The organism is Acidovorax sp. K2F (assembly GCF_025246485.1).
Lineage (GTDB): Bacteria > Pseudomonadota > Gammaproteobacteria > Burkholderiales > Burkholderiaceae_C > Acidovorax > Acidovorax delafieldii.
Genome location: NZ_JAOBSQ010000008.1, coordinates 1 through 26,676, shown reverse-complemented (window position 1 = coordinate 26,676; position 26,676 = coordinate 1). Strand labels below are relative to the sequence as shown.

The 26,676-nt window shown below is 66.5% G+C and carries 27 protein-coding genes; 18 read left to right on the top strand and 9 right to left on the bottom strand.

All coding sequences use genetic code 11. The features are described 5' to 3' along the window. Positions 1-37 precede the first annotated feature (37 nt). Positions 38-1,240, bottom strand: coding sequence for a formate-dependent phosphoribosylglycinamide formyltransferase (purT, locus tag N4G42_RS03165; RefSeq protein ID WP_260666139.1), 1,203 nt, complete (start codon positions 1,238-1,240; stop codon positions 38-40). Between the two features lie 93 nt (positions 1,241-1,333). On the opposite strand from purT, the gene N4G42_RS03160 reads away from it, so the two are divergent. From N4G42_RS03160 to N4G42_RS03125, 8 genes are all read left to right on the top strand, one after another. Continuing rightward, positions 1,334-2,980, top strand: a complete 1,647-nt coding sequence (locus N4G42_RS03160; protein WP_260666138.1) for a sigma-54 interaction domain-containing protein — start codon at positions 1,334-1,336, stop codon at positions 2,978-2,980. 234 nt (positions 2,981-3,214) lie between these two features. Then, positions 3,215-4,126, top strand: a complete 912-nt coding sequence (locus N4G42_RS03155; protein ID WP_056745584.1) for a sulfurtransferase — start codon at positions 3,215-3,217, stop codon at positions 4,124-4,126. An 86-nt stretch (positions 4,127-4,212) separates the two neighbouring features. Beyond that, the gene (locus N4G42_RS03150; RefSeq protein ID WP_008905298.1) at positions 4,213-4,782 is read left to right on the top strand and encodes an OsmC family protein; all 570 of its coding nucleotides are present in this window, start codon (positions 4,213-4,215) and stop codon (positions 4,780-4,782) included. A 43-nt stretch (positions 4,783-4,825) separates the two neighbouring features. Beyond that, on the top strand, positions 4,826-5,983 hold the full coding sequence (locus N4G42_RS03145; protein WP_260666134.1) for an acyl-CoA dehydrogenase family protein: 1,158 nt from the start codon (positions 4,826-4,828) through the stop codon (positions 5,981-5,983). Beyond that, positions 5,980-7,305 carry an FAD-dependent oxidoreductase gene (locus tag N4G42_RS03140; RefSeq protein WP_260666132.1) on the top strand — a complete coding sequence of 442 codons (1,326 nt, stop codon included), beginning with the start codon at positions 5,980-5,982 and terminating at the stop codon, positions 7,303-7,305. The genes N4G42_RS03145 and N4G42_RS03140 overlap by 4 nt, the downstream gene beginning before the upstream one ends. 156 nt (positions 7,306-7,461) lie before the next feature. After that, complete coding sequence (locus tag N4G42_RS03135) at positions 7,462-8,040, top strand: DUF3455 domain-containing protein (protein ID WP_260666131.1); 579 nt, start codon at positions 7,462-7,464, stop codon at positions 8,038-8,040. A gap of 107 nt (positions 8,041-8,147) precedes the next feature. Beyond that, positions 8,148-8,714, top strand: coding sequence for a sigma-70 family RNA polymerase sigma factor (locus N4G42_RS03130; RefSeq protein ID WP_056059648.1), 567 nt, complete (start codon positions 8,148-8,150; stop codon positions 8,712-8,714). Then, positions 8,711-9,481 (top strand): anti-sigma factor domain-containing protein, encoded by a 771-nt coding sequence (locus N4G42_RS03125; protein WP_108498299.1) that lies wholly within the window; start codon positions 8,711-8,713, stop codon positions 9,479-9,481. Before N4G42_RS03130 ends, N4G42_RS03125 begins: the two co-directional genes overlap by 4 nt. 196 nt (positions 9,482-9,677) lie before the next feature. Here N4G42_RS03125 and cynS read toward each other — a convergent pair whose 3' ends face one another. The 6 genes from cynS to N4G42_RS03095 all read right to left on the bottom strand — a co-directional run bounded on the left by cynS (position 9,678) and on the right by N4G42_RS03095 (position 15,423). Further along, positions 9,678-10,121, bottom strand: coding sequence for a cyanase (gene cynS / locus N4G42_RS03120; RefSeq protein WP_008905293.1), 444 nt, complete (start codon positions 10,119-10,121; stop codon positions 9,678-9,680). 112 nt (positions 10,122-10,233) lie between these two features. Beyond that, positions 10,234-11,109 carry an ABC transporter ATP-binding protein gene (locus N4G42_RS03115; protein ID WP_260666130.1) on the bottom strand — a complete coding sequence of 292 codons (876 nt, stop codon included), beginning with the start codon at positions 11,107-11,109 and terminating at the stop codon, positions 10,234-10,236. Continuing rightward, a complete protein-coding gene (gene ntrB, locus N4G42_RS03110; protein ID WP_056059654.1) occupies positions 11,099-11,968 on the bottom strand; it encodes a nitrate ABC transporter permease in 870 nt (289 codons plus the stop codon). The genes N4G42_RS03115 and ntrB overlap by 11 nt, the downstream gene beginning before the upstream one ends. Position 11,969: 1 nt before the next feature. Next, complete coding sequence (locus N4G42_RS03105) at positions 11,970-13,376, bottom strand: CmpA/NrtA family ABC transporter substrate-binding protein (RefSeq protein ID WP_099731376.1); 1,407 nt, start codon at positions 13,374-13,376, stop codon at positions 11,970-11,972. Between the two features lie 146 nt (positions 13,377-13,522). Further along, positions 13,523-14,218, bottom strand: coding sequence for a response regulator transcription factor (locus N4G42_RS03100; RefSeq protein WP_094289105.1), 696 nt, complete (start codon positions 14,216-14,218; stop codon positions 13,523-13,525). Further along, complete coding sequence (locus tag N4G42_RS03095; protein WP_260666129.1) at positions 14,215-15,423, bottom strand: PAS domain-containing sensor histidine kinase; 1,209 nt, start codon at positions 15,421-15,423, stop codon at positions 14,215-14,217. Before N4G42_RS03095 ends, N4G42_RS03100 begins: the two co-directional genes overlap by 4 nt. A 90-nt stretch (positions 15,424-15,513) precedes the next feature. Between N4G42_RS03095 and N4G42_RS03090 the strand changes: the two genes are divergently transcribed. The 3 genes from N4G42_RS03090 to N4G42_RS03080 are packed head-to-tail and all read left to right on the top strand — an operon-like array spanning position 15,514 to position 18,226. After that, complete coding sequence (locus N4G42_RS03090) at positions 15,514-16,365, top strand: ABC transporter permease (protein WP_094289109.1); 852 nt, start codon at positions 15,514-15,516, stop codon at positions 16,363-16,365. Next, positions 16,362-16,877 carry a hypothetical protein gene (locus tag N4G42_RS03085; RefSeq protein ID WP_260666127.1) on the top strand — a complete coding sequence of 172 codons (516 nt, stop codon included), beginning with the start codon at positions 16,362-16,364 and terminating at the stop codon, positions 16,875-16,877. Before N4G42_RS03090 ends, N4G42_RS03085 begins: the two co-directional genes overlap by 4 nt. Next, positions 16,874-18,226, top strand: coding sequence for a GAF domain-containing protein (locus N4G42_RS03080; protein ID WP_260666126.1), 1,353 nt, complete (start codon positions 16,874-16,876; stop codon positions 18,224-18,226). The genes N4G42_RS03085 and N4G42_RS03080 overlap by 4 nt, the downstream gene beginning before the upstream one ends. A 27-nt stretch (positions 18,227-18,253) precedes the next feature. Here N4G42_RS03080 and N4G42_RS03075 read toward each other — a convergent pair whose 3' ends face one another. Both N4G42_RS03075 and N4G42_RS03070 read right to left on the bottom strand, forming a co-directional pair. After that, positions 18,254-18,991: a hypothetical protein gene (locus N4G42_RS03075; protein ID WP_260666125.1), complete on the bottom strand. Its 738-nt coding sequence runs from the start codon at positions 18,989-18,991 to the stop codon at positions 18,254-18,256. A gap of 188 nt (positions 18,992-19,179) precedes the next feature. After that, positions 19,180-20,769 (bottom strand): GMC family oxidoreductase, encoded by a 1,590-nt coding sequence (locus N4G42_RS03070; protein WP_260666124.1) that lies wholly within the window; start codon positions 20,767-20,769, stop codon positions 19,180-19,182. 128 nt (positions 20,770-20,897) lie between these two features. On the opposite strand from N4G42_RS03070, the gene N4G42_RS03065 reads away from it, so the two are divergent. The 7 genes from N4G42_RS03065 (at position 20,898) to N4G42_RS03035 (ending at position 26,588) form a co-directional block, all read left to right on the top strand. Further along, positions 20,898-21,746: a 3-hydroxybutyryl-CoA dehydrogenase gene (locus N4G42_RS03065; RefSeq protein ID WP_055396310.1), complete on the top strand. Its 849-nt coding sequence runs from the start codon at positions 20,898-20,900 to the stop codon at positions 21,744-21,746. A gap of 81 nt (positions 21,747-21,827) precedes the next feature. Beyond that, the gene (locus tag N4G42_RS03060) at positions 21,828-22,646 is read left to right on the top strand and encodes a crotonase/enoyl-CoA hydratase family protein (protein ID WP_260666121.1); all 819 of its coding nucleotides are present in this window, start codon (positions 21,828-21,830) and stop codon (positions 22,644-22,646) included. Between the two features lie 271 nt (positions 22,647-22,917). Continuing rightward, on the top strand, positions 22,918-23,382 hold the full coding sequence (locus N4G42_RS03055) for a MarR family winged helix-turn-helix transcriptional regulator (protein WP_146870110.1): 465 nt from the start codon (positions 22,918-22,920) through the stop codon (positions 23,380-23,382). Between the two features lie 72 nt (positions 23,383-23,454). Continuing rightward, the gene (locus tag N4G42_RS03050; RefSeq protein WP_260666120.1) at positions 23,455-23,871 is read left to right on the top strand and encodes an organic hydroperoxide resistance protein; all 417 of its coding nucleotides are present in this window, start codon (positions 23,455-23,457) and stop codon (positions 23,869-23,871) included. Positions 23,872-23,875: 4 nt separating this feature from the next. Beyond that, positions 23,876-24,262: a DUF1304 domain-containing protein gene (locus tag N4G42_RS03045; protein ID WP_260666119.1), complete on the top strand. Its 387-nt coding sequence runs from the start codon at positions 23,876-23,878 to the stop codon at positions 24,260-24,262. A gap of 134 nt (positions 24,263-24,396) precedes the next feature. Beyond that, positions 24,397-25,155, top strand: coding sequence for a metallophosphoesterase (locus tag N4G42_RS03040; RefSeq protein WP_260666118.1), 759 nt, complete (start codon positions 24,397-24,399; stop codon positions 25,153-25,155). Beyond that, positions 25,152-26,588: a bifunctional serine/threonine-protein kinase/universal stress protein gene (locus N4G42_RS03035; RefSeq protein ID WP_260666116.1), complete on the top strand. Its 1,437-nt coding sequence runs from the start codon at positions 25,152-25,154 to the stop codon at positions 26,586-26,588. The genes N4G42_RS03040 and N4G42_RS03035 overlap by 4 nt, the downstream gene beginning before the upstream one ends. The last annotated feature ends 88 nt before the right edge of the window (positions 26,589-26,676 follow it).

Below are 26,676 nucleotides of genomic sequence, written 5' to 3'. Positions count from 1 at the left end.
CGTCGCACCGGCCCGCCGCAACTGCGGCCGCAGGCTATCAGGCCACGCGGGGCCTGACCTTGCTCGCCGCCAGCTTGGCGTTCGCGCGCGCCGTGTCCACATTCTGAGCCCGAGCCAGCGCCACGCCCATGCGGCGCCTCACAAAACTCTCGGGCTTGCCGAACAGGCGCAGATCGGTGCCCGGCACGCGCAGGGCTTCTTCCACACCATCGAACACGATGCCCTGGGCTTCTACACCGCCGTAGATGACGGCACTGGCGCCGGGGTTGCGCAGACTCGTGTCCACCGGCAGGCCCAGGATGGCGCGGGCGTGCAGCTCAAACTCGCTCTGGTGCTGGGTGCACAGCGTGACCAGGCCCGTGTCGTGCGGGCGCGGGCTGACTTCGCTGAACCACACCTGATCGCCCTTCACGAACAGCTCCACGCCAAACAATCCCTGGCCGCCCAGGTTATCGGTGACGGCCTTGGCGATCTGGCGCGACTTTTCGAGTGCGGCCGGGTGCATGGGGTGGGGCTGCCAGCTTTCCACATAGTCGCCACTCACCTGCACATGGCCGATGGGGTCGCAGAAACTGGTGGTGATTTGGCCATCTGTGCCCAACGACCGCACGGTGAGCTGGGTGATTTCGTAGTCAAAGTCGATGAAGCCCTCGACGATCACGCGGCCGTGGCTCACCCGGCCACCGGCCATGGCGTAGTCCCAGGCCTTCTTCACGTCGTCTGGGCCCTCGATCTTGCTCTGGCCCTTGCCCGAGCTGCTCATCACGGGCTTGACGATGCAGGGGTAGCCGATACCTGCGTCAATCGCAGCCTGCAGTTCTTCCAGCGAATTGCAGAACTTGTAGGGGCTGGTGGGCAGGCCCAGCGTTTCGGCGGCCAGCACGCGGATGCCTTCACGGTCCATGGTCAGGCGCGCTGCGCGGGCCGTAGGGATCACGCGCACGGTGCCCGCGGCTTCCAGCTCTTCGAGCATGGGGGTGGCGATGGCTTCGATCTCGGGCACCACCAGGTGGGGCCGTTCGGCTTCGATCAGCGCCTTGAGCTGGGCCGGGTCGCTCATGGTGATGGTGCGCGCGTGGTGGGCCACCTGCTGGCCGGGCGCGTTCTCATAGCGGTCCACGGCAATGGTTTCCACCCCCAGGCGCTGCAGCGCGATCAGCACCTCCTTGCCCAGCTCGCCCGAGCCCAGCAGCATGACTTTGGTGGCATGGGGGGACAGAGGGGTTCCGAGGGTGGTCATGGTGGGGGCTTTCGAGAAGATGAAAAAGTCGGTAAATGGCGGGACGCAGGCGACTTTAATGCACCCGGGCGCAGAACTTGCAATCGCCCTGGCATGTCCCCACCGCCCATGCCCTCCCCTTCCAGCACGGCCCGCTCGCACAGCCCCACCGACTGGCACGCCCAGGAGCTGCTGCTGATGCGCGAGGTGATGCGCCTCATCGGCCGCAGCCTGGCGCCCGGCCTGGTGCTGCGCGAAATGCTGCACCTGATGAGCGAACTGCTGGGCCTGAACCGGGGGCGCATCGTGCTGGTGGACGACGCTCCCTCCTCCCCAGCCGGCGCGCCGCGCACCGCCTCCATCCAGCATGCGTACGGACTCACCCAGGCCGAGGTGCAGCGCGGGCGCTACGCCTGGGGCGAGGGCATCACCGGCCGCGTGCTGGCCACGGGGCAGCCTGCCATCGTGCAGGACATTGATGCCGAACCGCTGTTTCTGGCACGCGCGGTGGAGCGCAGCCAGCTGCCGCCAGAGACGGTGGCCTTCATTGCCCTGCCCATCGAGGTCAACAACGCGCCCATCGGCGTGCTGGCCTGTCACCGCATCCGCAGCCGCCAGCGCCACCTGAACGACGACCTGGCGGTGCTGCGCGTGCTGGCCACGCTGGTCGGGCAGCTGCTGCAACTGGAAGCCCTGGTGGCCGAGCAGACGCGGCAGCTGCAGGCGCGCAACGCCGTGCTGGCCAATGCGCTCAACACCAAAAGCGCGCGCTACGGGCTCATTGGCAGCTCGCCACCGCTGCTGCAGGCCTTGAGCGAGCTGGAGCGTGTGTCGCAAACCCAGGCCACCGTGCTGCTGCTGGGCCAGTCGGGCACGGGCAAGGAGCTGTTCGCACGCGCCGTGCACCTGGCCAGCGGGCGGCGCGACCGGCCCTTCATCAAGGTCAACTGCTCGGCCATTCCAGACGCGCTGTTCGAATCCGAACTGTTTGGCTACGAAAAAGGCGCGTTCACCGGCGCCAGCACAGCCCGCGCGGGCTGGTTCGAGCAGGCCGACAGCGGCACGATCTTTCTGGACGAGATTGGCGAGCTGCCGCTGGCCCTGCAATCCAAGCTGCTGCGCACGCTGCAGGAGGGCACGCTGGTGCGCCTGGGCGGGCAGCGCGAGGTCAAGGTCAACGTGCGCCTGGTGGCGGCCACCCACCGAGACCTGGCGGCCGATGTGGAGGCCGGGCGCTTTCGGCAGGACTTGTATTACCGCCTGCATGTGATTCCGATCCATCTGCCCTCGCTGGCCGAGCGGCGCGAGGACATCCGCGCGCTGGCGCTGCACTTTGTGAGCCGCGCCAACCAGGCGCACCAGCGCAACGTGAACCTCTCGCCCGACGCGCTGGCGCGGCTGGAAGAACACCCCTGGCCCGGCAACATCCGCGAGCTGGGCAATGTGATCGAACGCCTGGTGCTGCTGACCAATGACACGCTGGTGGCGCGGGCGGAGCTGGACCGGTTTCTGCCGGCCGCGTCCGCGCCTTTGCCACCGCCGCCCGCACCATCGTCCCCAACAACCACCGGGGCAACAGCACAGCCGGTCGCCGCTCAGGCGCCGCTGGTGCGTGACTACGCACCGGCCCAGTCGCACAGCGTGTTGGTGCTGCAGACAGCACTGGCCGAGCACCACGGCAACCAGTCGCGTGCAGCGCAGAGCCTGGGGCTGACGCTGCGGCAGTTCAGCTACCGGCTGCGCAAGGCGGGTCTGAAGTGACGACGGACACTGTGTCGACAATTTGTAGACACAGTGTCTGGCGCGGTCTGCTTCACCCTGGCTGCCGACACATGGCCACACCCCAACCACTATCAAATCAATAGCTGCCAGCGCATATTTCACTAGCGCTTCCAGCCATTTTTATTCATATTCCCCTATCTCCACCCGCTCTGGCACACCTGTTGCGATAAGGAAGGCAGGCATCCCGCCCACCACCGCACCGAAAGGTTTTCCATGAGCACCGTGACCGCCACCGCCTCCGACGCCGTCCTCATCTCACCCACCCAGCTGTTGGCCCTGCAAGCCGCAGAACCTGTGGTGCTGATCGACACCCGCGACGCCGACACCTATGCCCTGGGGCACATCCCCGGCGCGGTGAACCTGCGCGAAACCTTCACGTACCTGGCCACCTCCACGCCCCAAGGCCTGCAGGAGCTGAAAGACACCTTTGCCGCGCACCTGGGCGCCATCGGCCTGTCGGGCGCCGAGACGGCCGTGTTCTATGAAGATGCGCTCAACAGCGGCTACGGCCAGTCGTGCCGGGGCTACTACCTGCTGACCTGGCTGGGCTACCCCAAGGTCAAGGTATTGAATGGCGGCTACTCGGCCTGGAAGGCGGCAGAGCTACCCGTCTCCACCGAGGCCGTGGTGCCCACGCCCGCCATCTTCCCCACCCAGCTGGCCACCACCGATGTGATGCTGACCAAGGAGGATGTGATCGAGGCCCTGGGCACCGACACCGTGCTGCTGGACGTGCGCGATGTGGACGAGTGGATTGGCGACAGCTCCAGCCCCTATGGCAAGGACTTTGCGCCGCGCAAGGGCCGCCTGCCGGGCGCCAAGTGGCTGGAGTGGTACCGCTTCATGAAGCCCTCGCCCCAGGGTCCGGTGTTCAAGTCGCCCGACGAAGTGCGCGCCGAATGCGCCACGGCGGGCATCAGCCCGGCGGACACGGTGTACCTGTATTGCTTCAAGGGCGCACGCGCGTCCAACACCTTCCTGGCGCTCAAGCAGGCGGGCTTTGCCGATGTGCGCATGTACTTCGGCTCGTGGAACGAATGGTCGCGCGACGACAAGTTGCCGATCGAAAGCGGGCTGCCGCTGGTCAAGTTCCCCAAAAAGCCTGCGCTGGCACTGGCGGCCTGAGCCCCGTGCGTTGTTGCAGCGGGCGTGGCCCGCTGCGAACCCTGTCCTTCTTTTTTGCATTCCCTTCTCTTTCTCCAAGGAACACCATGTCCACCGATCTGCTGGAACCCTCTGCCCCCGTCACCACCGTGCACACGCACCTGCGCCCCATCGACCGCGACGGGCTGATGGCCTTTGCCGACAAGGGACGCAACAACCCTGCCAGCCGGGGTACCAACAAGGTCCATACGGTGATGGAGGGGCAGTACCGCTCGCTGAGCTATGTGGGCAACCATGCGCCGGTGGTGGTGGACGAGCCCCTGCACCTGTTCGGCCAGGACACGGCACCTGCGCCCGGCGAGATCGTGCTGTCGGGCCTGGGCGGCTGCCTGGCCGTGGGCATCACGGCCGTGGCCACCTGGAAGCAGGTCAAGCTCAGCAAGATCGAGGTGTTCATGGAAGGCGACATCGGCAACCCCGCCGCCTGGGGTGCGGGTGGTGCATTGCAGAAGACGCCGCCGGAGATGGGCTTCCAGGCGATCCGCGTGAAGGTGCTGGTGGAAGGCGATGCACCGCGCGAGGTGCTGGACGAGATCGTGCAGCACGCCAACTTCTACTCGCCCGTGGCCAACAGCATGCGCAACCCCATTCCGTTCGAGATCAGCCTCGCGGACTAAACAGCCCCGCCACCGAGCCCGCCCTGCGCACCCAAGGAGCCCCATGAACCCCGCCGACCTCCCTCCCCAACTCCACCTGGACGGCGCCCTGCGGGGCGATGCGCTGCTGGCCGCCGTGCGCCAGATTGCCCAGGGCCCGCTGGCCGCGCAGGTGGAGGCAATTGACCGCACCGGCTACTACCCCTGCGCGGAGCTGCAGCAGCTGGCCGCCGTGGGCGCGATGAGCGCGCACCTGGACAGCACGGCCGGCCCGGCCGACTACGGCCTGGCCATCCGCGCCATGGCCGAGGCCTCGCGCGTGTGCGGCGCCACGGGCTTCATGATGTGGTGCCAGGCGGTGTGCGGGCTGTACCTGCAGCAGTCGGGCAACCCCGCGCTGATGGGCGATGTGTTGCAGCGCCACGCCAGCGGCGCAGGCATGGGCGGCACGGCGCTGTCCAACCCCATGAAGAGCTATGCGCAGATCGAAAGCCTGCTGCTCAAGGCCACGCCAGTGGAGGGGGGCTACCTCATCAACGGTACCCTGCCCTGGGTGAGCAACCTGGGGCCCGACCACTACTGCGGCGCGATTGCGGCGGTGGTGGAGGCCGACGGCACGGCCAGCCAGCGCGAGGTAATGTTCCTGCTGCGCTGCGACGCACCGGGCGTGGAGATGCGCGAATGCCCCAGCTTCTCCGCCATGGAGGGCACGGGCACCTATGCGCTGCGGCTCAAGGACCATTTCATCGGCACGGCCGACATCATGGCCGACCCCACCCGCCCCTTTATTGCCCGCATCCGCGCTGCGTTCGTGATGCTGCAATGTGGCATGGCGGTGGGCATCACCCAGGGCGCCATCGACTCGATGTGGGCGGTGGAGGCCCAACTGGGCCACGTCAACCAGTTCCTGGAAGACCGGCCCGACGCCCTGCAGGCCGAACTGGATGCACTGACCGCACGCGTAATGCAACTGGCCCAGACGCCGTTCGACACAAGCACCGACTTCTTCATCGATGTGCTGGACGCCCGTGCCCATGGCGCGGAGCTGTGCCTGCGCGCCGCCCAGTCCGCCCTGATGCACCAGGGTGCGCGCGGCTACCTGATGAGCTCGGACGTGCAGCGGCGCGTGCGCGAGTCGCACTTTGTGGCCATCGTCACGCCCGCCATCAAGCACCTGCGCAAGGAGATCGCCCGGCTCAGCACCGAGGAGATGCCTGCATGACGCCCGCCCTCCCCACCGCCACCACGCCGCCGGTTGCCTCCGAGTTCGTGTTGAGCGTGGCATCGCAGGCGCTGTGCGATGCGTTTGCCGACACGGCCACCCAGGCGCCCTGGCAAAGCTACATCTGCAACGCCTGCGGCTACGTCTACCACGAGGCCGACGGCGACCCCGATGGCGGCCTGCCGCCCGGCACGCGGCTGGCAGACATACCCGACGACTGGGCCTGCCCCCTGTGCGGCGTGACCAAGGCCGATTTTTCTCCGTACAAAGCCCCCACGCTGGAGGCGCTGCGGGCGCAGGCCAGCGCAGCGCCAGCCGCCTCCCTGCGCGTGCGTGGCGATCCGGGCGTGGTCATCGTCGGCGCGGGCCGTGCAGGCTGGCAACTGGCCGAAACCCTGCGCCAACACAGCGCCACGCTGCCCATCACCCTGGTGACGGCCTGCGCGGGCGACCGGTACGACAAGCCTTTGCTATCGGTGGCCATGGCGCGCCAGCTGGACCCGCTGGCCCTGGTGTCCGAAACCGGTCGCGATGCGGCGCACCGCCTGGGCGTCACCCTGCTGGCCCACACCCATGCCGTGCGCATCTGCGCCGACACCCGCCAATTGCGCACCACGCGGGGCGTGCTGCGCTACGGCCACCTGGTGCTGGCCCACGGTGCGCAGGCCGCCTTGCCTCCGGGCTTGCCCGCCAGCCTGTGCTGGCGCATCAACCACCTGGACGCCTACCAGCGCCTGCGCCAGCACCTGGGCGACCAGCCCATGGATGTGCTCATCATCGGCGCGGGCCTGGTCGGCAGTGAGCTGGCCAACGACCTGGCCCTGGGTGGCCACCACATCACGCTGCTGGACACGGCCACCGAACCACTGGCGCGCTGGCACGACCAGCAGGCGGGCCCGCAGCTGCTGGACGCCTGGAAAGACCTGTCCATCCGCTTTGAAGGCGGTCTGCAGGTGGAGCAGGTGGAACGCGTGGGCTCGCGCTACCGCGTCTCCACCACCAGCGGGCGGCGTTTTGCGGCGGACGAAGTGGTGGTGGCTGCAGGCCTGCTGCCCCCCCACCGCCTGGCGCAGAGTGCAGGGCTTGACTGGACCCATGGCATTGCGGTGGACGCAGGCACGCTGCAAACCAGCGTATCCCGCATCCATGCACTGGGCGATTGCATCAGCATCGACGGGCAGTGCAGCCGCTACATCGAACCGATTACCCGGCAGGCGCGCACGCTGGCGGCCGCCATCCTGGGCCAGCCGGTGGCCCCCTATGAGCACCGGGCGGCCGTGGTGCGGGTCAAGACCACCACCCGGCCACTGACCCTGCATTGAGGCAGCCTCGGGCCCGGGCGGCAATCTTGCCCGGGCTGGCACCGGCAAAAAATTTTTGGCATCCACTGCATCCAAACGGCGTTTTCGTGGGTAGTACCTACAGCAGCGCATCTTGTTGCTGCTGTCCTATCAACCCACAGACCAGAGAGAAACGCCATGACCATCCACACGTCCCCCATCTCCCGCCTGCTCCCCCTGACGGGTGCCATTGCCGCCGCCGTGCTGCTGAGCGCCTGCGGTTCGATGATGTCGTCGTCCTCCAAATCCATGTATTCGCAGGACAGCCTGCCCGACAGCATCAAGGTACCGACTGGCAACAAGGTGGCAATGGAAACCGTGGGCGTGGGCGAGATCACCTACGAATGCCGCGACAAGGCCAACATGCCCGGCCAGACCGAATGGGTGTTCGTGGGCCCCAAGGCCGTGCTGAATGACCGCAGCGGCAAACAAGTGGGCACCTACTACGGCCCACCGGCCACCTGGGAGTCGAGCGATGGGTCCAAGCTGACGGCTACCCAGCTGGCCGTGGCACCCTCGGGTACGGGAAACCTGCCCTACCAGCTCGTCAAGGCCAACCCCGCCATGGGTTCGGGCGCCATGACCGGCGTGACGTTCATCCAGCGCGTGGCCCTCAAGGGCGGCGTGGCACCCGCTGCTGCCTGTACCACCGCCAACAAGGGCGAGCGCCAGATCGTGAAGTACCAGGCCGACTACATCTTCTGGAAGGCCGCGTAAACCACGCACACGCAATCCCCTGCCCAGCGGGGGCTACCGCCAGGCGGTGGCGGGTTTGCGGCTACGATGCGCCCACCCTTTAGCCGCGGCCCCGCTGCCTGCACACCGTGCCCGACACCCCTGGCGATTTTGACTACGAAGCCGCTCTGGCCGCCTGCGCAGCCGGCGACCGGCAGGCCATGCACCGCCTATATGAACAGGAGGGCGCGCGGCTGCTGGGTGTGGCGCTGCGCATCGTGCGCCAGCGCGCGCTGGCCGAGGACATCGTGCACGATGCCTGCGTGAACATCTGGACGCGCGCCACCAGCTACGACGCGAGCCGGGGCAGCGCACGCGGCTGGATCTACAGCGTGGTGCGCAACCTGGCCCTGAACGCCGTGCGCGACGCGGGCCGCCACGTTGATGTGGACGACACCACCACCCAAGCCCTGGAGGCCGACATGTCTGTGCAGGCCCACCACGAGGTCGAGGAAACCTTTGCGCTGAACGCCAGCCTGGGCCGCCTGCAGCATTGCCTGGAGGCCCTGGACCCCGCGCGCCGCAACTGCGTGTTGCACGCCTATGTGGACGGCTGCTCGCACGGCGAAATTGCCGAGCGCCTCGGCGCGCCGCTGGGCACCGTCAAGGCGTGGATCCGGCGCAGCCTGGTTTCGCTGCGGGAGTGCATGGCATGACCGACGTGCGCAACACACCGTCCACCCCCTCGCCGGAAGACCTGCATGTTCTGGCCGGTGAGTACGTGCTGGGCACCCTGCCCGCCGCCGAACGCCAGGGCGTGCAGCAACGCCTGCCAGGTGACAAGGCATTGCAACAGGCGGTGGCCGAATGGGAAGCCCGCCTGCTGCCGCTGACCCAGCTGGCGGAGCCCATCGCGCCGCCCGCTGCCTTGTGGGCGCGCATCGACCAGTCGCTGCAGGCCACCAGCGCACAGCCGGCTGCGACGTCCGTTACCTCCCAACCCCGCGCAAAAACCGAGCGCAAGCCATCCGTGCGCTGGTGGGACCACCTGGGCCTGTGGCGTGCCCTCGCCGGCTCGGGCTTTGCCATGGCAGCGGTGCTCGCGGCAGTGCTCGTCACACGCACCGCCCCAGTGGCCGCGCCGCCACAGTTCATGGTGGTGCTGGTCGCGCCGCAGGACAAGGCCCCGGGCTGGGTGGTGCAGGCCAGCTCGCCCCGGCAGATCAGCCTGATTCCGCTGGGTGTGGCCGAAGTACCGGCCGACAAGGCCCTGGAGTTCTGGACCAAGGCCGACGGCTGGAGCGGCCCCGTATCGCTGGGCCTGGTGCAGCCCGGTCAGCCCCTGCAGATCCCGCTGGACAAGCTGCCGCCGCTGCAGCCCAACCAGTTGTTCGAGCTGACGCTGGAACCGCCCACGGGCTCGCCGATTGGCAAGCCCACGGGGCCTATCCAGTTCATTGGCCGCGCCGTCAAGGTGCTCTGACCGTCTTGGTTACCCCACTCGGTGCAATGCCTAGACCCACGCCGGCATAACGAGCACGGCCTATACCTGCGACCGCCGCGCAAGGGCCGCCAAGCCGCACAGGCGGCGCTTCGCTGGCGGGCGCTGGCGGTGTCCCCCTTCCCGAATTGCGCAGCAATTCGAGAGAAAGGGGGAAGGCGCGAAGCGACTCAGGGGGTTAGTACTGTTTATACGGCAGGAACTTGCCGGACAGGACCACATTCACGCGGTCGCCATTGGGATTGGCCTCGCGCTGGATATCCATGCTGAAGTCGATGGCGCTCATGATGCCGTCGCCAAACTCTTCGTGGATCAGCTCCTTGATGGTGGTGCCGTACACACTCACCACCTCGTACCAGCGGTAGATCAGTGGGTCGGTGGGCACGGGCGTGGGCAGCGAGCCCTTGTAGGGCACCACCTGCAGCCACTTCTGCTCTTCGGCGGTGAGGCCGAAGATCTTGCCGACGATCTTGGCCTGCTCAGGCGTGGCCGTCATCTGGCCCAGGCACAGGGCCGTGGTCCATTCCTTGGACTGGCCAACCTTCTTGGCAATGGCCTCCCATTGCAGGCCCTTGGCGACCTTGGTGCTGATGATCTTTTCGGTAACGTCGTTGCGGTTCATGGTGATGGCTCCTTCGGTTGGATGGGTTTTGGAACAGGGAACAGGAACTTCAGGGTGCAGCACTCCCTGCCACCCCAAGGGGCAACACGACAGTGCTGGGTTATTCAGGAAATCAGTGGGCTTTGGCTCGGGTGACGAGAAAGTCCACGATGTGGTTGCGCAGCGCGTAGTAGCCGTCCAGGTGGTGCAGGCTGGTGCGCGTGCGTTCGCGTGGCAGCGGGTTCACCACCACCTCGGCGATGCCGCCGGGGCGGTAGCTCTCGGGCGTCTCGTTGCCGTTGCTCATGAGCAGGATACGGTCGGCCAGCAAGATGGCTTCGTCCACATCGTGGGTGATCATGAAAACAGTCTGCTGCGTCTGGCGCACGATGGCCATCAATTCGTCCTGGATGGTGCCGCGCGTGAGCGCATCCAGCGCGCCGAAGGGTTCGTCCAGCAGCAACATCTTGGGCTGGATGGAGAACGCGCGCGCAATGCCCACGCGCTGCTTCATGCCGCCAGAGAGTTGCGACGGCTTCTTGTCGATGGCAGGGCTCAGGCCCACCAGCGCCACGAACTTCTCCACATGCGCATCCACCTGGCTCTTCTTCCAGTCGGGCCAGCGCGACTTGACGGCAAACGCGATGTTCTGGCGCACCGTGAGCCAGGGCATGAGCGCGTGGCTCTGGAACACCACGCCCCGGTCCAGACTGGGGCCGGCCACTTCGCGCCCGTCCATGATGACGGTGCCCGAGGTGGCGGTGTCGAGCCCAGCCAGCACATTCAGGATGGTGGTCTTGCCGCAGCCCGAGTGGCCGATGATGCAGACGAACTCGCCCTTGTCAAGCGTGAACGACACATCGGCAAACACGGGCTTGGCGGGCACAAAAGCCTTGCTCAGCCGGTCGATCTGGAGGAAGCCTTGGGTCACGGCAGAGGCCTTTCGTTGCGGGGCGTCAGTGGCAAGAGGGGCTGGAACAGCCGGGCGCTGGGCGACATCACTCCACATAGGTCACCACCTTCTGCAGCTGGCCGAAGGCCAGGTCGAGCAACATGCCCACCACGCCAATCACCAGGATGGCAAAGATCACGTTGGTGAGCGACAGGTTGTTCCACTCGTTCCACACGAAGTAGCCAATCCCCGTGCCGCCTACCAGCATCTCGGCCGCCACGATCACCAGCCAGGCGATGCCCATGCTGATGCGCATGCCCGTGAGGATGGTGGGCGCTGCGGCGGGCAAGATCACCAGGAAGGCCTTGCGCAGCGGGTTGACCTGCAGCGTGGCCGACACGTTGAGCCACTCGCGCTTGACCGATGCCACGCCAAACGCCGTGTTCACCAGCATGGGCCACACCGAGCAGATGAAGATCACGAAGATGCCCGAGATCGATGAGTCCTTGATGGTGTAGAGCGCAAGCGGCATCCACGCCAGCGGGCTGATGGGTTTGAGCACCTGAATGAACGGGTCGAACGCACGGCGCAGCAGCGGCGACATGCCGATGACGAAACCGAGCGGTATCGCCACCAAGCAGGCCAGGCCGAACCCTAGCGCGACCCGGCCCAGCGAATGCGCGAGCTGGATGGCGATGCCCTTGTCGTTGGGGCCGTTGTCATAGAACGGGTTGGACACGTGCCCCCACACGGTACGGCCCATCTCTGTCAGCGAGGGGAAGCCGCTGCCCTTGGCGCTGGCGCCTGGGTCCTTGCCCATCATCTTGGCGTACTCGATCTGCTCGGCGGTCATGCCGGCCGTGCTGTTGCCCGCGCCCGAAGAAGCGGTGGCGATGTACCAGATCCCCAGCAGGGCCAGGAAGATGAGCACGGACAACAGGCCCGCGCGCAGGTTGAGGTTCTTGGCGGGAGTCATGTCATGCCGCCTTGCGGATGGGGAAGCTCTTTGCGTACTCGCTCGCCTTGGCGGCATCGAATTCGCGCCCCATGATCTTGAACTTGGGGTATGCGCCTTCGGGCACCTTCTGATCCAGCGCCTTCATCTGCTTTTTCGCATCGGTGATGAGGAACACCTTTTCGGCAATCTGCTTGTAGTCCACATCGCCCTTGATGTAGCCCCAGCGCTGCATCTGCGTGAGCATCCACACGGCCATGCTCTGCCACGGCATGGGGTCGAAGTCCGCGCGGTCCGGCACGTTCTGGATCTTGCCCAGGCCGTCGGCGAACTTTCCGGTGAGCACCTGGTTGAGCACTGCCTCGGGCTGGTTCAGGTAGGCCTGGGGCGCAATCACCTTGGCGATGAGCTCCCGGTTGGCCGGGTCGCGCGCCATCGCGGCCGAGGTGAGCACCGCGCGGTACAGCGCGGCAAAGGTGTTGGGGTTCTTCTGGATGAACTCGGTGCTGGTGCCGAAGGCGCAACAGGGGTGGCCGTTCCACAGGTCCTTGGTGAGCAGGTGGATGAAGCCGACTTCCTCGAACACGGCACGCTGGTTGAAAGGATCGGGGCCGAGGAAGCCGTCGATGTTGCCCGCGCGCAGATTGGCCACCATCTCGGCGGGTGGCACCACGCGCAACTGCACGTCGGTGTCGGGGTTCAAGCCCGCCTCGGCCAGGTAGTAGCGCAACAGGAAGTTGTGCATGCTGTACTCGAAGGGGATCGCGAACTTGAAGCCCTTCCAGTTCTTGGGATCGCGGTTGTCCTTGTGCTTGAGGCTGAGCGTGATGGCCTGGCCGTTCACGTTCTGGATGGTGGCCACGTTCATCGGCGTGGCGTTGGAGCCCAGGCCCATGGAGATCGCCAGCGGCATGGGGCTCAGGAAGTGCGTTGCGTCGTACTCCTTGTTGATCATCTTGTCGCGGATCAGTGCCCAGCCGGCCGTCTTGGTGACTTCGACGCTCAGGCCCTGCTTGCTGTAGAAGCCCAGCGGGTGGGCCATGATCAGCGGGGTGGCGCAGGTGATCGGGATGAAGCCGATCTTGAGGTTGGTCTTCTCCAGTGCGCCCTGCTTCTCTTGCGCCATGGCCTGCATGCTGGCCACAGGCAACACGCTCGCGATGGCCGCCATGGCCGTGCCCTTGCCCACCGCCTTGATGAAGCGGCGGCGCACCGCGTCTTGCGGAAACAGCGCCTTGACCAGCGTGGCTTCGATGAACTCGTTGCTGTAGAGCTCGAACTCACGGGTCTCGCTGCGCTGGCGCAGGGTGGCTGCGGCGGCATCGGCCGACACCTCGGCGTGGTGGTCGGCCACCGTGTGGTCGCGGCCACAGCTGCATTTCAGCATCAACGGGCGGTCGGCATCGTAGGGCGAGAAAAATTCGGACATGGCACACCTCGAAGAAGTTGGTGCCAGGCGTTACGCAAAGCGCGGGCCAGTTTTTGCCGGTGTCGGCCCGCTGTCATGAATTCGTGGGTGTGTTGTCTACAGCGTGTAGGGCCAGCACTACAAATCGGTCGTGCAACGCACCGAATTCACTCTGCCGGTGCGCCACGCGCCAGCAGCGCCAGCTCCACATCGTTGCGCGCGCCAGTCTTTTCGAGGATGCGGGCGCGGTAGGTGCTTACCGTGTTGGGCGCGAGCTTGAGCTGCGCACCAATTTCGCTCACGCTCTGCCCAGCAGTGAGCAGGCGGAACACCTGGTGCTCCCGATAGGAGAGCGCGTCCACTCCGGCGGGCGTGCCCTGCTGGGCGGTGCGCACCACCCCGGTGCGTTCCAGTGCACCTGCCAGGGCTTGCGCTGTCGCTTCCGTCAGGTAGCGCCCGCCAGCGGCCACCTTGCGCACGGCGGCCACCATGTCGTCGGGATCGGCGCTTTTGTGCAGGTAGCCCGCCGCGCCCATCTGGATGCAGCGCACCGCGTATTGCCGCTCGGGGTAGGTGCTGAGCATCAGCACCGGCAACGCAGGCCAGGCCTTGCGCAGCGCCTGCAGCACTTCGAGGCCGTCCATGCCCGGCATGGCGATGTCCAGCAGCACCAGGTCCAGCCCCGGTGTTCCCGTGGGCCCTTGCAGGGCGGCGACCAGCTCCAGCACCTCGTTGCCCTGGGTGGCCTCGGCGACCACAGTGATCTCGGGCACGCCATTGGCCGGGTCGCCCAGCACCTGCTTGAGCCCCTCCCGCACGATGCGGTGGTCATCACCGATCAACACTCGAACCACGGAATTCATGACAGCTCCAGAGGAATCAGCAATTGCAGGCACGAGCCCTGCCCCGGCTCGCTGGTGATGCTCAACCGGCCCCCAAGCTGCCGTGCCCGCTCGCGCATGCCCATCACGCCATAGGCGGTGGGCGCCTCCAGGGCCTGGCGGGTGGCGCCCACGCCGTTATCGCGCACGCGCAGTTGCAGCATCTCGTCCTGCACGTCGATGGCAATGTCGATGGCGCTGGCCTGCGCGTGGCGGCCCACATTGCTCAGCATCTCCTGGAAGATGCGGAACACAGCGATAGCTGCAGGCTCGAGCAAGTGCAAGGTGGCAGGCACCTCCATCTGCCACGCCAGCTCCAGTTCGGCCGACTGCACGAACTCCTGTGCCTGCCACTCCAGCGCCGCCCATAGCCCCTGGTGGTCCAGGATGCTGGGGCGCAGGTCGGTGATGATGCGGCCCACGTTGTCCACGGCGTTTTCGATCAGGCGGCTCATGTTCTGGCACTTGCAGCGCATCTGGGTGCGCATGTCGCCCGCGGCCTCGGGCGTGCGCTCGCCCTGCTCGCCCAGGCGCTTGTGCAGCCAGTTCACATCCATCTTCAGCGCCACCAGCAGGCTGCCCAGCTCGTCGTGCACCTCGCGGGCGATGCGGGTGCGTTCGTCTTCGCGCACCTGCTCCGAGTAGGCGGACAGCTCGCGCAGCTGCGCCAGCGCCTGCGACAGCTCTTGTGTGCGTGCTGCCACTCGGCGCTCCAGCTCGTCGTTGGCGCGGGCCAGCTCATCGTGCGCGCGCTGCAGCTCATCGGCGGCACGCTTGCGGCTGGTAATGTCCACAAAAGCGATCACGGCACCCTGCACCTGATCGCCTTCCAAAATGGGGTGGCTCGAGTACTCCACGGCAAACGCCGAGCCATCGCGGCGCCAGAACACCTCGGTGTCCACACGACAGGGCAGGCCCTGGCGGAACGCGTTGAAGATGGGGCAGTCGCCATCCGCATAGGGGCTGCCGTCGGGGTGGCTGTGGTGGGTGAGCGCGTGCATGTTGCGGCCCATCACCTCTTCGGCCGCAAAGCCCAGCATCTGTGCGCCCGCCCGGTTGATGAACACGCAGTTGCCCGCCAGGTCGATGCCAAACACGCCCTCGCCCGTGGACTCCAGCAGCAGCCCCAGGCGGTTCTGCCAGAGGGCACTGGCACCGGCGGGCAGGTTCAGGACGTGGGTGGACATAGGGGTACCCAAGCAATGGCCGTGCCCAGGTGGCGACGATGAACACATCGGGGACTGTGCGCCCGCCCGCCAACATCGCACAATAAGCGGATGCAAACCGCTCACCCGCCCTCTGTGGCCACTGTGGCCCCGCCCCCGCCGTCGGTATGGCGCCCGCCCAGCCTGTCCGTGCGCTGGTGGCCCGTGTTCATGCGCAACCTGCTGGTCTGGCGCAAGCTGGCCATCCCCAGCCTGGTGGGCAACATTGCCGAGCCGCTGATGTGGCTGGTGGCCTTTGGCTACGGCATGGGGGCCCTGGTGGGGCAGGTGAACGTGGGCGGCGCGGCGGGCGACACCAAGGTGCCCTACATCCTGTTCCTGGCCAGCGGCTCCATCTGCATGAGCGCCATGAACGCGGCCAGCTTCGAGGCGCTGTACTCGGCCTTCTCGCGCATGCATGTGCAAAAGACTTGGGACGGCATCATGAACGCGCCGGTCAGCCTGGACGACGTGGTGCTGGCCGAAATGCTGTGGGCGGCGTTCAAGGCGCTATTCACCGTCACCGCCATCCTGGGCGTCATGCTGGCCCTCTCCATCAGCCACAGCCCCAAGCTGTTGGTGGCCTGGCCGGTGCTGCTGTTCGTGGGGGTGATGTTCTCCAGCATCGCGCTCATCTTCAATGCGCTGGCCAAGGGGTATGACTTTTTTACCTACTACTTCACGCTGGTGCTCACGCCCATGATGTTTCTCTCGGGCGTGTTCTTCCCGCGCGAGCAGCTGCCTCCCATCGTGCGCACCATCTCCGACTGGCTGCCACTGACCAACGCGGTCGAGCTGGTACGCCCGCTGTTCATGGACCAGTGGCCCGCCCACCCCCTGCGCCACGGCCTGGTGCTGGTGGTGACCACCGTGGTGGCCTTCTGGGTGGCTCTGGCCCTGACCCGCAAGCGCTTCAAGGCATGACCGCGCTGCTCGGCCCCAGCCATATCGCCATGGTGGCCAAGGGCGTGTCGGCCATCGTGGCGTCACGCGATGCGGCCCTGCGGCCGAGCATCATGCGGGCCGTGGGCAGTCGCATCAACGGCGATGGGCGGGAGGTCACGGTGTACCTGCGGCGCAGCCAGTCCGAACAGTTGCTGCAGGACATTGCGCACACCGGAGAGATTGCCGTGGTGTTCAGCGTGCCGTCCACCCACCAGACGCTGCAGCTCAAAGCCCGCCGGGCCACGCAGCGCCCGGCCACTGATGGCGACCTGCCGGTGTTGCAGGCCTACCTGCAGTCCATGGTGCAGGAGGTGGGCCGGGTGGGTTATGGGCCGCAGTATGTGGGCGCCATGCTGGCAGCACCGCTGCAGGATGTGGTCGCAGTGACCTTCACCCCCACCAGCGCGTTCGACCAGACCCCAGGCCCGCGCGCGGGCGCGGAGTTGTGTGCGCCGCCCGCACCACCCACACCACCCGTACTGCAGCCATGAGCTCCGCAGCGCCGTCCCTGCACAGCATCCGCCCCTGCCTAGAGGGGGCGATTCCCGCCATCATGGCGACCTGCGACCCTGACGGCACACCCAACGTAGCCTACATCTCGCAGGTGGTCTATGTGGATGCGGCACATGTGGCGCTGTCGTTCCAGTTCTTCAACAAGACCCGCCAGAACATCCTGCGCAACCCGCGCGCGTCGGTGCTGGTGCTGGACCCAGTCACCGCCCATTTCTACCGCCTGCACCTGCTGTACGAACGCACCGAGGACAGCGGGCCGGTGTTCGAGAGCATGCGCGCACAGCTGGCGGGCATTGCGTCGCATGCGGGCATGGCCGAGGTGTTTGAACTCAAGGGGGCCGACATCTACGCTGTGGAGCGCATCGAATCGGTGGCGGGCGAAGGCCTGCCGGCACCGGTGCCGCGTTCCGGCTTGCTGCACACACTGCGCCTGTGCAGCGAGAGCATCGCGCGCTGCTCGGGGCTGGACGAATTGCTGCAAGGCGCGCTGCAGGGCCTGCAGGACAAGCTGGGCATTCAGCACGCCATGGTGCTGATGCTGGACGCCAGCGCCCAGCAGCTCTACACGGTGGCCAGCTGCGGCTATGCCACATCGGGCGTGGGTTCAGAAATCCGGCTGGGCCAGGGAGTGATCGGCATGGCTGCGCGCGAGCGCACGCCGGTGCGCATCAGCCACATGACGCACGCCGCCCTGTACAGCCATGCCATCCGCGAAAGCATGGACGCGCATGCCACACCCGATGCGCCCCCGTTGCGCGGCCTGGACATCCCCTACCCCGGCCTGCCCGAGCCGCACAGCCAGGTGGCGGTGCCCCTGCTGTCGGCCGGGCGCCTGCTGGGTGTGCTGTTTGCCGAGAGCCCCGAGGACATGCGCTTTGACTTCGAGGATGAAGACCTGCTGGTGGCCATTGCGGGCCAGCTGGCCGCCGCCATCGACCTGCTGCAGGCCGCGCCCGATGCGCCCGAGCCGCTGCCTACTCCGACAGCGGCACCGCCGGTGAGCGGCAGCGCGCTGCGGGTGCGCCACTTTGCGGCCAACGACAGCGTGTTCATCAACGACGACTATTTGATCAAGGGCGTGGCGGGCGCCATTGTCTGGAAGCTGCTGCGCGACCACCAGCACACCGGGCGCGTGGACTTCACCAACCGCGAACTGCGGTTGGACCCCGCCCTGCGCCTGCCCGATGTGGCCGACAACCTGGAGGCCCGCCTGCTATTGCTGCAGCGCCGCCTGCAGGAGAACTGCCCGCACATCCACATCGAAAAGACGGGGCGCGGGCGCTTTCGGCTGTGCGTGCTGCGCCCGGTGGTGCTGGAAGACGCTTGACGCCTTCACGCCACTGATTTCTCAGACTCAGTGCACCAGACCCGGCACCACCGGCAGGCCTAGGCTGCGCATCAGCTTGGTCCACTCAGGCTGCGTGAGGTGCGGCTGCACTTGCGCCAACACCGCTACCAGCACAGGGGCAGGCGCATGTTGCTTCATGTCCGACAGCATGGCCGTGCGCTCGGCCGGTGACATGTAGGGCACCATCCAGCGGGCCACCACCATCATTTCGTGCGGCGGGATCGAGGCCACCAGCGCGTCGTGCACGCCCGCCAGTTCCGCGTCGGTATAGCACTGCCAGAGCACGCGGTTGTGCGCAGTCTCTTCCTCGTGCATGTGCTCGAAGTTGTGCGCCACAAACAGCGCCAGCTGGCGGTACAGGGCCTGGGTGGCTGCGGGGCGTGCGGGCTTAGCACAGGCCATCAGGTGGTTCACCCCGTCTGCCAGGGCCGTGATGGCCTCTTCGTGCTCCACATGTTCACCGGCAATGCTCTGGCTGGATCCGGGCTGGCGCGCCTCCATAGCGGCGTGCACGAACTGGTTCTCGTGGTGCAGGTGGGCGCGGCACAGGTCCAGCAGCTGCATCACGCGGTCGCAGGTGTGGGCAAACTCCAGGTCGTCCTCGACATCCATGCGGCCCAGGCCCAGCAGCGTGTCGGCCATGAAGGCGCGCAGCGCCTTGTGGATGCTGGCGTACATGTCCATGCGGGGGGCGGCGGGCTGGGCTTGGGTCAGTGCGGCAATTTCGCGGGCATCAATCTTCATCACGTTCTTTCATGGCCTCGGTGGGCTCTTTCAGCGCCTTTTTTTTGGTGCTGGGCCGGGTGCACCATGCACCCGTTTCCATGCAAAGAAGTCTAGAAATTCGCCGCGCTTTTGCCTGTTAAAAACTCCTTAAACAGACCCTTTGAAAACCTTAAAAATCGCGTTCCGGGCGCCAAACGTGAAATCGTTCACGGCGCGGTGCGCAGCAGGTCCACCGCTTTTTCAGCAATCATCACCGTGGGCGCATTGGTATTGCCGCTCACGATGCGCGGCATGATGGACGCGTCCACCACACGCAGGCCCGCGAGGCCATGCACACGCAGTTCGGCATCCACCACATCCAGCGGCCCAGGCCCCATGCGGCAGGTGCCCACGGGGTGGTAGATGGTGTCGGCGTACTGGCGGATGAACTGCTCGATATCCGCATCGCTGCGCGCACTGGCCGAGGCCGCCAGCTCCTTGGCGCCGAACTTCGCGAGCGCCGGTTGCATGAGGATCTCCCGCGTGCGTTTGAAGCCACGCACCATGCGCGCCATGTCATCGGGATCGGCCAGGAAGTTCGGGTCCACCAAAGGCAAGGCCATGGGGTCGCGGCTGGCCAGCGTGACCGAGCCCCGGCTCTTGGGCTGCAGCAGGCACACGTGGGCCGAGTAACCATGACCGAACACGGTCTTGCGCCCGTGGTCCACCAGCTTGCCGATCACAAAGTGCAGCTGCAGGTCGGGCGCGGGCTCGGACGGGTCGCTCTTGATAAAGCCGCCCGCCTCGGCAAAGTTCGTGGTCAACATGCCCGTGCGGTGCTTGCGCCATTCGGCTATGCCGCGCAGCGTCTGCGCCATGCCCGACAGTGACAGGCCGAACAGGTCCTTGAGCTCGGGTGCGTCCAGCACCTGCACCACGTCGGGGTGGTCGTGCAGATGCTGGCCTACGCCCGGCAGGTCGTGCAGCACCGGGATGCCGTGTTGCTGCAAATGCGCGGCATGCCCCACGCCCGACAGCATCAGCAACTGCGGCGACAGCAGCGCGCCCGCACTCAGCAGCACCTCGCGGCCCGCTCGCACCTGCTTGATCGCGCCGCCCTGGCGGTATTCGACACCCACCGCGCGCGTGCCGTCGAACAGGATGCGCGTGGCATGCGCCCCGGTGATGACCTGCAGGTTGGGTCGCGCCAGGTGCGGCGTGAGGTAGCCCTTGGCTGCGCTGTGGCGCTCGCCGTTCTTGTGCGTGACCTGGTACAGGCCCACACCTTCCTGCGTGGCGCCGTTGAAGTCGGTGTTGTGCGGGTGCCCGGCCTGCACACCTGCGTCGGTGAAATATTGGCTGAACCGGTTGGGTGCACGCAGGTCTGCCACGTTGAAGGGGCCGCCCCGGCCATGCCAAGCGTTGGGGCCGCGTTCGTTGTTCTCGGCACGCACGAAGTAAGGCTTCACATCCTCCCAGCCCCAGCCCGGGTTGCCCTGCGCGGCCCAGTGGTCATAGTCGGCGTGCTGGCCCCGGATGTAGACCATGGCGTTGATGGAGCTGGAGCCCCCCAGCACCTTGCCGCGTGGCTGGTAGCCGCGCCGGTTATTCAGCGCGGCCTGCGGCGTGGTGTTGAAGCCCCAGCCGTTCAGTTCGAACTTGGCCATCACGGCCAGCCCAGCCGGGCAGTGGATGAGCACGCTCTTGTCGGCAGGCCCTGCCTCCAGCAGGCAGACGCGTACGGAGGGGTTCTCAGTCAGACGGCCGGCCAGCACGGAGCCCGCCGATCCGCCACCGATCACGATGTAGTCAAACATGTTTTGTGTCTCCTCCGCCATGCTGCGCAGCGGCTTGTTGGTTCAGGTTTGACGCACGATAACCGAACGGTCGTGCGATTCGCCTTACCATTCCGTCCATCCGTTTCACTTTGAAGAGGGCTCTCTATATGACGATTCAGACCGTAGGCATCATCGGCGCAGGCACCATGGGCAACGGCATTGCGCAGGCCTGCGCGGTGTCGGGCATCAACGTGGTGATGGTTGATATCTCGGATGCTGCAGTGCAAAAAGGCCTGGCCACCGTGGCCGGCAGCCTGGACCGCCTGATCAAGAAGGAAAAAATCACCGAGGCCGACAAGGCCGCCGCGCTGGGCCGCATCAAGACCTCCACCAGCTACGACGACCTGAAGGCCGCGCAGCTTGTGATCGAGGCCGCCACCGAAAACTACGAACTCAAGCTCAAGATCCTCAAGCAGGTGGATGCCCTGGTGGGCCCCGAGGTGCTGATTGCATCGAACACGTCCTCGATCTCCATCACCAAGCTGGCAGCCGCCACCAGCCGCGCCGACCGCTTCATTGGTATGCACTTCTTCAACCCCGTGCCCATGATGGCGCTGGTGGAGATCATCCGTGGCCTGCAGACCAGCGACGCCACGCACGACGCCGTGAAGGCCCTGGCCGAGGCGCTGGGCAAGAGCCCCATCACCGTGAAGAACGCGCCCGGTTTTGTGGTCAACCGCATCCTGGTGCCCATGATCAACGAGGCCTTCTTCGTGCTGGCCGAGGGCCTGGCCACGCCCGAGGACATCGACGCGGGCATGAAGCTGGGCTGCAACCAGCCCATCGGCCCACTGGCGCTGGCCGACATGATCGGCCTGGATGTGTGCCTGGCGGTGATGGACGTGTACCTGACCGAGTTTGGCGACAGCAAATACCGCCCCTGCCCGCTGCTCAAGGAAATGGTGGCCGCCGGCCGCCTGGGCCGCAAAACGGGCCAAGGCGTTTACACCTACTGACGGCCTTCAGCGCGCTGTCCCTCGGGAGACGGCGCGCAGTTTCCATTGCGTTTTCAATCATGGGCCAGGAGACCTGCGCCCATGACAAACATCCCCCCCACTTCGCCCCCGCCCGAGGGCAGCATCGACACCCAGGTCATCGGCCATGTGCTGCTGATCGGCATCAACCGCCCAGCCAAGCGCAACGGCTGGACGCCCCCCATGTTCCGCCAGCTGGCGGAAGCCTACACCCGACTGGATGATGACCCTAACCTGCGCGTCGGTGTGCTGCATGCCATGGGCGACCACTTCACGGCTGGACTGGACCTGCCCGCCGTGAGCGCCTACATGCAGCGCGGCGAAAAAGCCATCCCCGAAGGCCTGGTGGAGCCCCATGACTACGGCCTGCCCGGCTACCGGCGCCGCACCAAGCCCATGGTGGTGGCGGTCAAGGGCATCTGCTTCACCGTGGGCATCGAGTTGATGCTGGGTGCCGACATCGTGGTGGCGGCCGACAACTGTCGCTTCTCGCAGATGGAGGTGCAGCGCGGCATCATGGCCACGGGCGGCGCCACGCTGCGCATGGCCGAGCGCGCGGGCACGGGCAATGCGCTGCTGCACCTGCTGACGGCCGACGAGTTCGGCAGCGCCGAGGCGTACCGCCTGAACTTTGTGCAGAAAGTGGTGCCGGCTGGCCAGGAGCTGGACGAGGCATTGGCGATTGCCCAGCGCATTGCCGCACAGGCGCCGCGCGCGGTGGTCGCCACGCGCCTGAATGTGCTCAAGGCCATCGAGCAAGGCCAGGCGGCTGCGGTGGCGGACTTCATCCCGGTGCAGAAGGAACTGGCCAACAGCGAGGATGCGGCCGAAGGCGTGCGCGCGTTTGTCGAGCGCCGGCCCGCGCAGTTCAGCGGGCGCTGAGGGCCTGGTGGTTCGTCGTCGCCCGAACCACTACATGCCAAATTGCAAGCCCAATCGACTGCTAGCACATATGAATCATGCGCTAGCAGCTCTGCTATTGATAGCAATTTCCCGAGGATGAAGGGGGCACAGCTCCCCCACCTGCGCAAGCGGTACGCGCGAGTAGCACCGATGGCGCGGCGCCGCTCCCCCACCCACACAATCCCATCCATTAACAAAGTTTTTCACAATTCAATTGCACACAATTGAATTTGCACCCACAATTCACTCCATGCCCAGCCACAGCACACCCCACACTCCCAGCCCCGCCATCCTGCGGCTGGACAACCAGGTCTGCTTTGCGCTGTATTCCGCCTCGCTGGCGATGACCAAGCTGTACAAACCGCTGCTCGACCAGATCGGCCTGACCTACCCCCAGTACCTCGTGATGCTGGTGCTGTGGGAGCAGGATGGCGTGACCGTCTCCGAGCTGGGCGAGCGCCTGTTCCTCGACTCCGGCACGCTCACGCCGTTGCTCAAGCGCCTGGAGGCGCAGGGCCACATTGCCCGGTTGCGCGATGTGCAGGACGAGCGCCGCGTGCGCATCACCCTCACGTCGCAAGGCCGCGCACTGCGCGACCAGGCCGAGGCCATCCCGCCCTGTGTGCTGCAAAGCAGCCAGTGCTCGATTGCCGAGCTGACCACCTTGACCACCGAACTCAAGCAGCTGCGAGACCGGCTCAGCGAGCAACGCTGACGGCCTGCAGACAACGCAAGAACCGATTCCCTCCACCGCCCGCCAGTGGGCAACAACCGCAAGGAAGACACCATGACCAAGCTCGAAAAAGTCCTGTACACCGCCAAGTCGCACGTGACCGGTGGCCGCGATGGCGCCGCCAAGACCGATGACGGCCGCCTGGAAGTCAAGCTGTCCTCGCCCGGCACGTCCGGCACCGGCACCAACCCCGAGCAGCTGTTTGCCTCCGGCTACGCAGCCTGCTTCATCGGCGCGATGAAGGCCGTCGGCGGCAAGATCGGCATTCCTGTGCCCCAGGACGTGTCCATCGACGCCGAAGTGGACCTGGGCCCCATCCCGAACGCCTACGGCATCGCCGCCCGCCTGACCATCAGCCTGCCCGGCCTGGACAAGGAAACCGCCCAGAAGCTGGTGGACGCAGCCCACCAGGTCTGCCCCTACTCCAACGCCACGCGCGGCAACATCGACGTGACCATCACGATCGTCTAAGACCATGGGCCGCCTGCTGATTCCCCGCATCGCGGTGGCCCTGGTGGCCATCGAGCATGTGTACATCCTCGTGCTCGAAATGTTCTTCTGGAACAAGCCCCTGGGCATGAAAACCTTCAGCCTGACCCAGGAGCTGGCCGACGCCACCACCACGCTGGCGGCCAACCAGGGGCTGTACAACGGTTTTCTGGCGGCGGGCCTGTTCTGGGGGCTGTTCACCGGCAACCGGGTGTTAAAGATCTTCTTCCTGGCCTGCGTAATCGTGGCCGGGGTATTTGGCGCCGCCACCGCAGCGCCCAAGATCTTCTTCAGCCAGGCGCTGCCCGCGATCATCGCGCTGGGCCTGGTGCTGGCGCTGGACAAAAAACCCGCCGTACAGCGCAGCCTCTGAGCTACCAAAACCATAGCTGCCAGCGCTTGCTCCACAAGCGCTGGCAGCTATTTTTTCTTTGAATCCACGCAGGTACTGCCGCCTGCAAGCTGGCGTTCAGCGACACCCGCGATGATGGGGTTGGAGACAACCCCATGAAAATCGCCCTGCTGTCCGACATCCATGCCAACCGCCAGGCCCTGGACGCCTGCCTGCAACACGCCCGCGCACAGGGCGCCGAACAATTTGCGCTGCTGGGCGACCTGGTGGGGTACGGCGGCGAGCCCGTGGCCGTGGTGGAGCAGGTGCGCGACCTGGCCCAGCAAGGTGCCCTGTGTGTGCTGGGCAACCATGACGCCATGGCCCTGGCCCCGCCTGCCAACCCACGCAACCGCAGCGAGCTGGGAGCGCAATGGACGCACGACCAGCTCGGCAACAGCCACATCGCCTTTTTGCAGTCGCTGCCGCTCACGGCGCGGCTCGGCAGCAGCGCCTTGCTGGTGCACGCCAGTGCCGACATGCCCGCGCAGTGGCGGTATGTGGAGGACTCCAACGCCGCCGAGCGCAGCATGACCGCAGCGCAAGGCATCGACCCCGCCATCCGCTATGTGTTCTGCGGCCATGTGCACGAGCAGGTGCTGTACTTCCTCACGCCCACCGCCAAGCTGATGCGCTTTGCGCCCGAGCCCGGCGTGCCCGTGCCCGTGCCGACGCACCGCCAGTGGCTGGGCATCGTGGGCTCGGTGGGCCAGCCGCGCGACGGCGATGCGCGCGCCATGTACGCGCTGTTTGACGACACCGCCAAGCAGATCACCTTCTACCGCGTGCCGTATGACCACCTGGCCGCCGCCGCCGCCATCCGCGCGGCAGGACTGCCCGCGTTTTATGCCGACAGGCTGGAGCATGGTCAATGAAACTGCTCGAACCCGGCACCGAGATCGACGGCTTTCGCGTGGTGAACTGCATCCACGCGGGTGGCATGGCCCACATCTACGCCGTGGAATACGCGCAGGCCGACCGCAGCCCCGGCTTTCCCATGGCGATGAAGATCCCGCGCATGACGGCAGGCGACGGGGCCGAGAACATCGTGAGCTTCGAGGTCGAGCTGCAGATCCTGCCCGTGCTCAGCGGCCCGCATGTGCCGCGTTTTGTGGCGGCGGGCGACCTGGTGCGGCTGCCCTACCTGGTCATGGAATACATTCCCGGCCAGACGCTGCAGCACTGGCTGGATGCGCCCGGGCGCTGCGACATCACCACCATAGCCCGCCTGGGCGCGGCCACGGCGCGCGCCGCGCACAGCCTGCACCAGCAGAACGTGTGCCACCTGGACCTCAAACCTGCCAACGTGCTCATCAAAGAAGATGGCACGGCCGTGCTGCTGGACTTTGGCCTCTCGTGCCACGCCCACTACCCGGACCTGCTGGCCGAGGAAATGCGCCAGGCCGTGGGCTCGCCCGCCTGGATCGCACCGGAGCAGGTGGTGGGCGTGCGCGGCGACCCGCGCAGCGATATCTTTGCCATCGGCGTGATGCTGTACGAGCTGGCCACGGGCGAGCTGCCCTTTGGCGCCCCCACCACCAGCGGCGGCATGCGCCAGCGCCTGTGGATGACGCCCGCGCCGCCACGCAAGCACCGCGCCGACATCCCGCCATGGCTGCAGGAGGTCATCCTGCGCTGCCTGGAGCCCGAGGCCGCAAGCCGTTACCCCTCGGCCGCGCACCTGGCGTTTGACCTGTCCAACCCCGAGCAGGTACTCATCACCGAACGCGGCGAGCGCACCGAGCGCACGCCGCTGCGCACCCACCTGCGCCGCTGGCTGCGCGCAGCGGGCATGCACTACACCCCCAGCCCCCTGCCCTCGCAGCAGATCGAGGACACGCCCATCCTCATGGTGGCCGTGCCTCATGCCGACGTGACGGACGCCACGCTGTATTCGCTGCGCCAGGCGGTGGCGCGCTCCCTGGGCATCCGCCCCGGCGCACGGCTGGCCTGCGTGACGGTGGTGTCGCCCGGCGCCAGCAGCACCAGCGACAGCGAGCGCAGCGAAACCACGCTGCACCGCCAGCACATGGCGAGCCTGCGCCAGTGGGCCCAGGGGCTGGACCTGACCGGGCATGCCGTGAGCTACCACGTGCTCGAAGCGGGCGACGTGGCCCAGGCGCTGGTGCGCTATGCGGCCAGCAACCACGTGAGCATGATGATCCTGGGCGCCGCCACCCACGGGCTGCAAACCCAGCGCTTTTTTGCCACGGTGCCCATGCGCGTGGCGCGCGATGCGCCCTGCAGCGTCATCCTGGTCAAGCAGGCGCTGCCTTTCGAGCAACTGGCACAGCCCACGGCGGACTGAGCCCGTCAGCATTCCGGCGCACCGCCACGCCGCGCACCTGTCGCCCAGGCGGCGCGCGCTGCTTGAGCGTACGCCCGCTTTGGTTTAG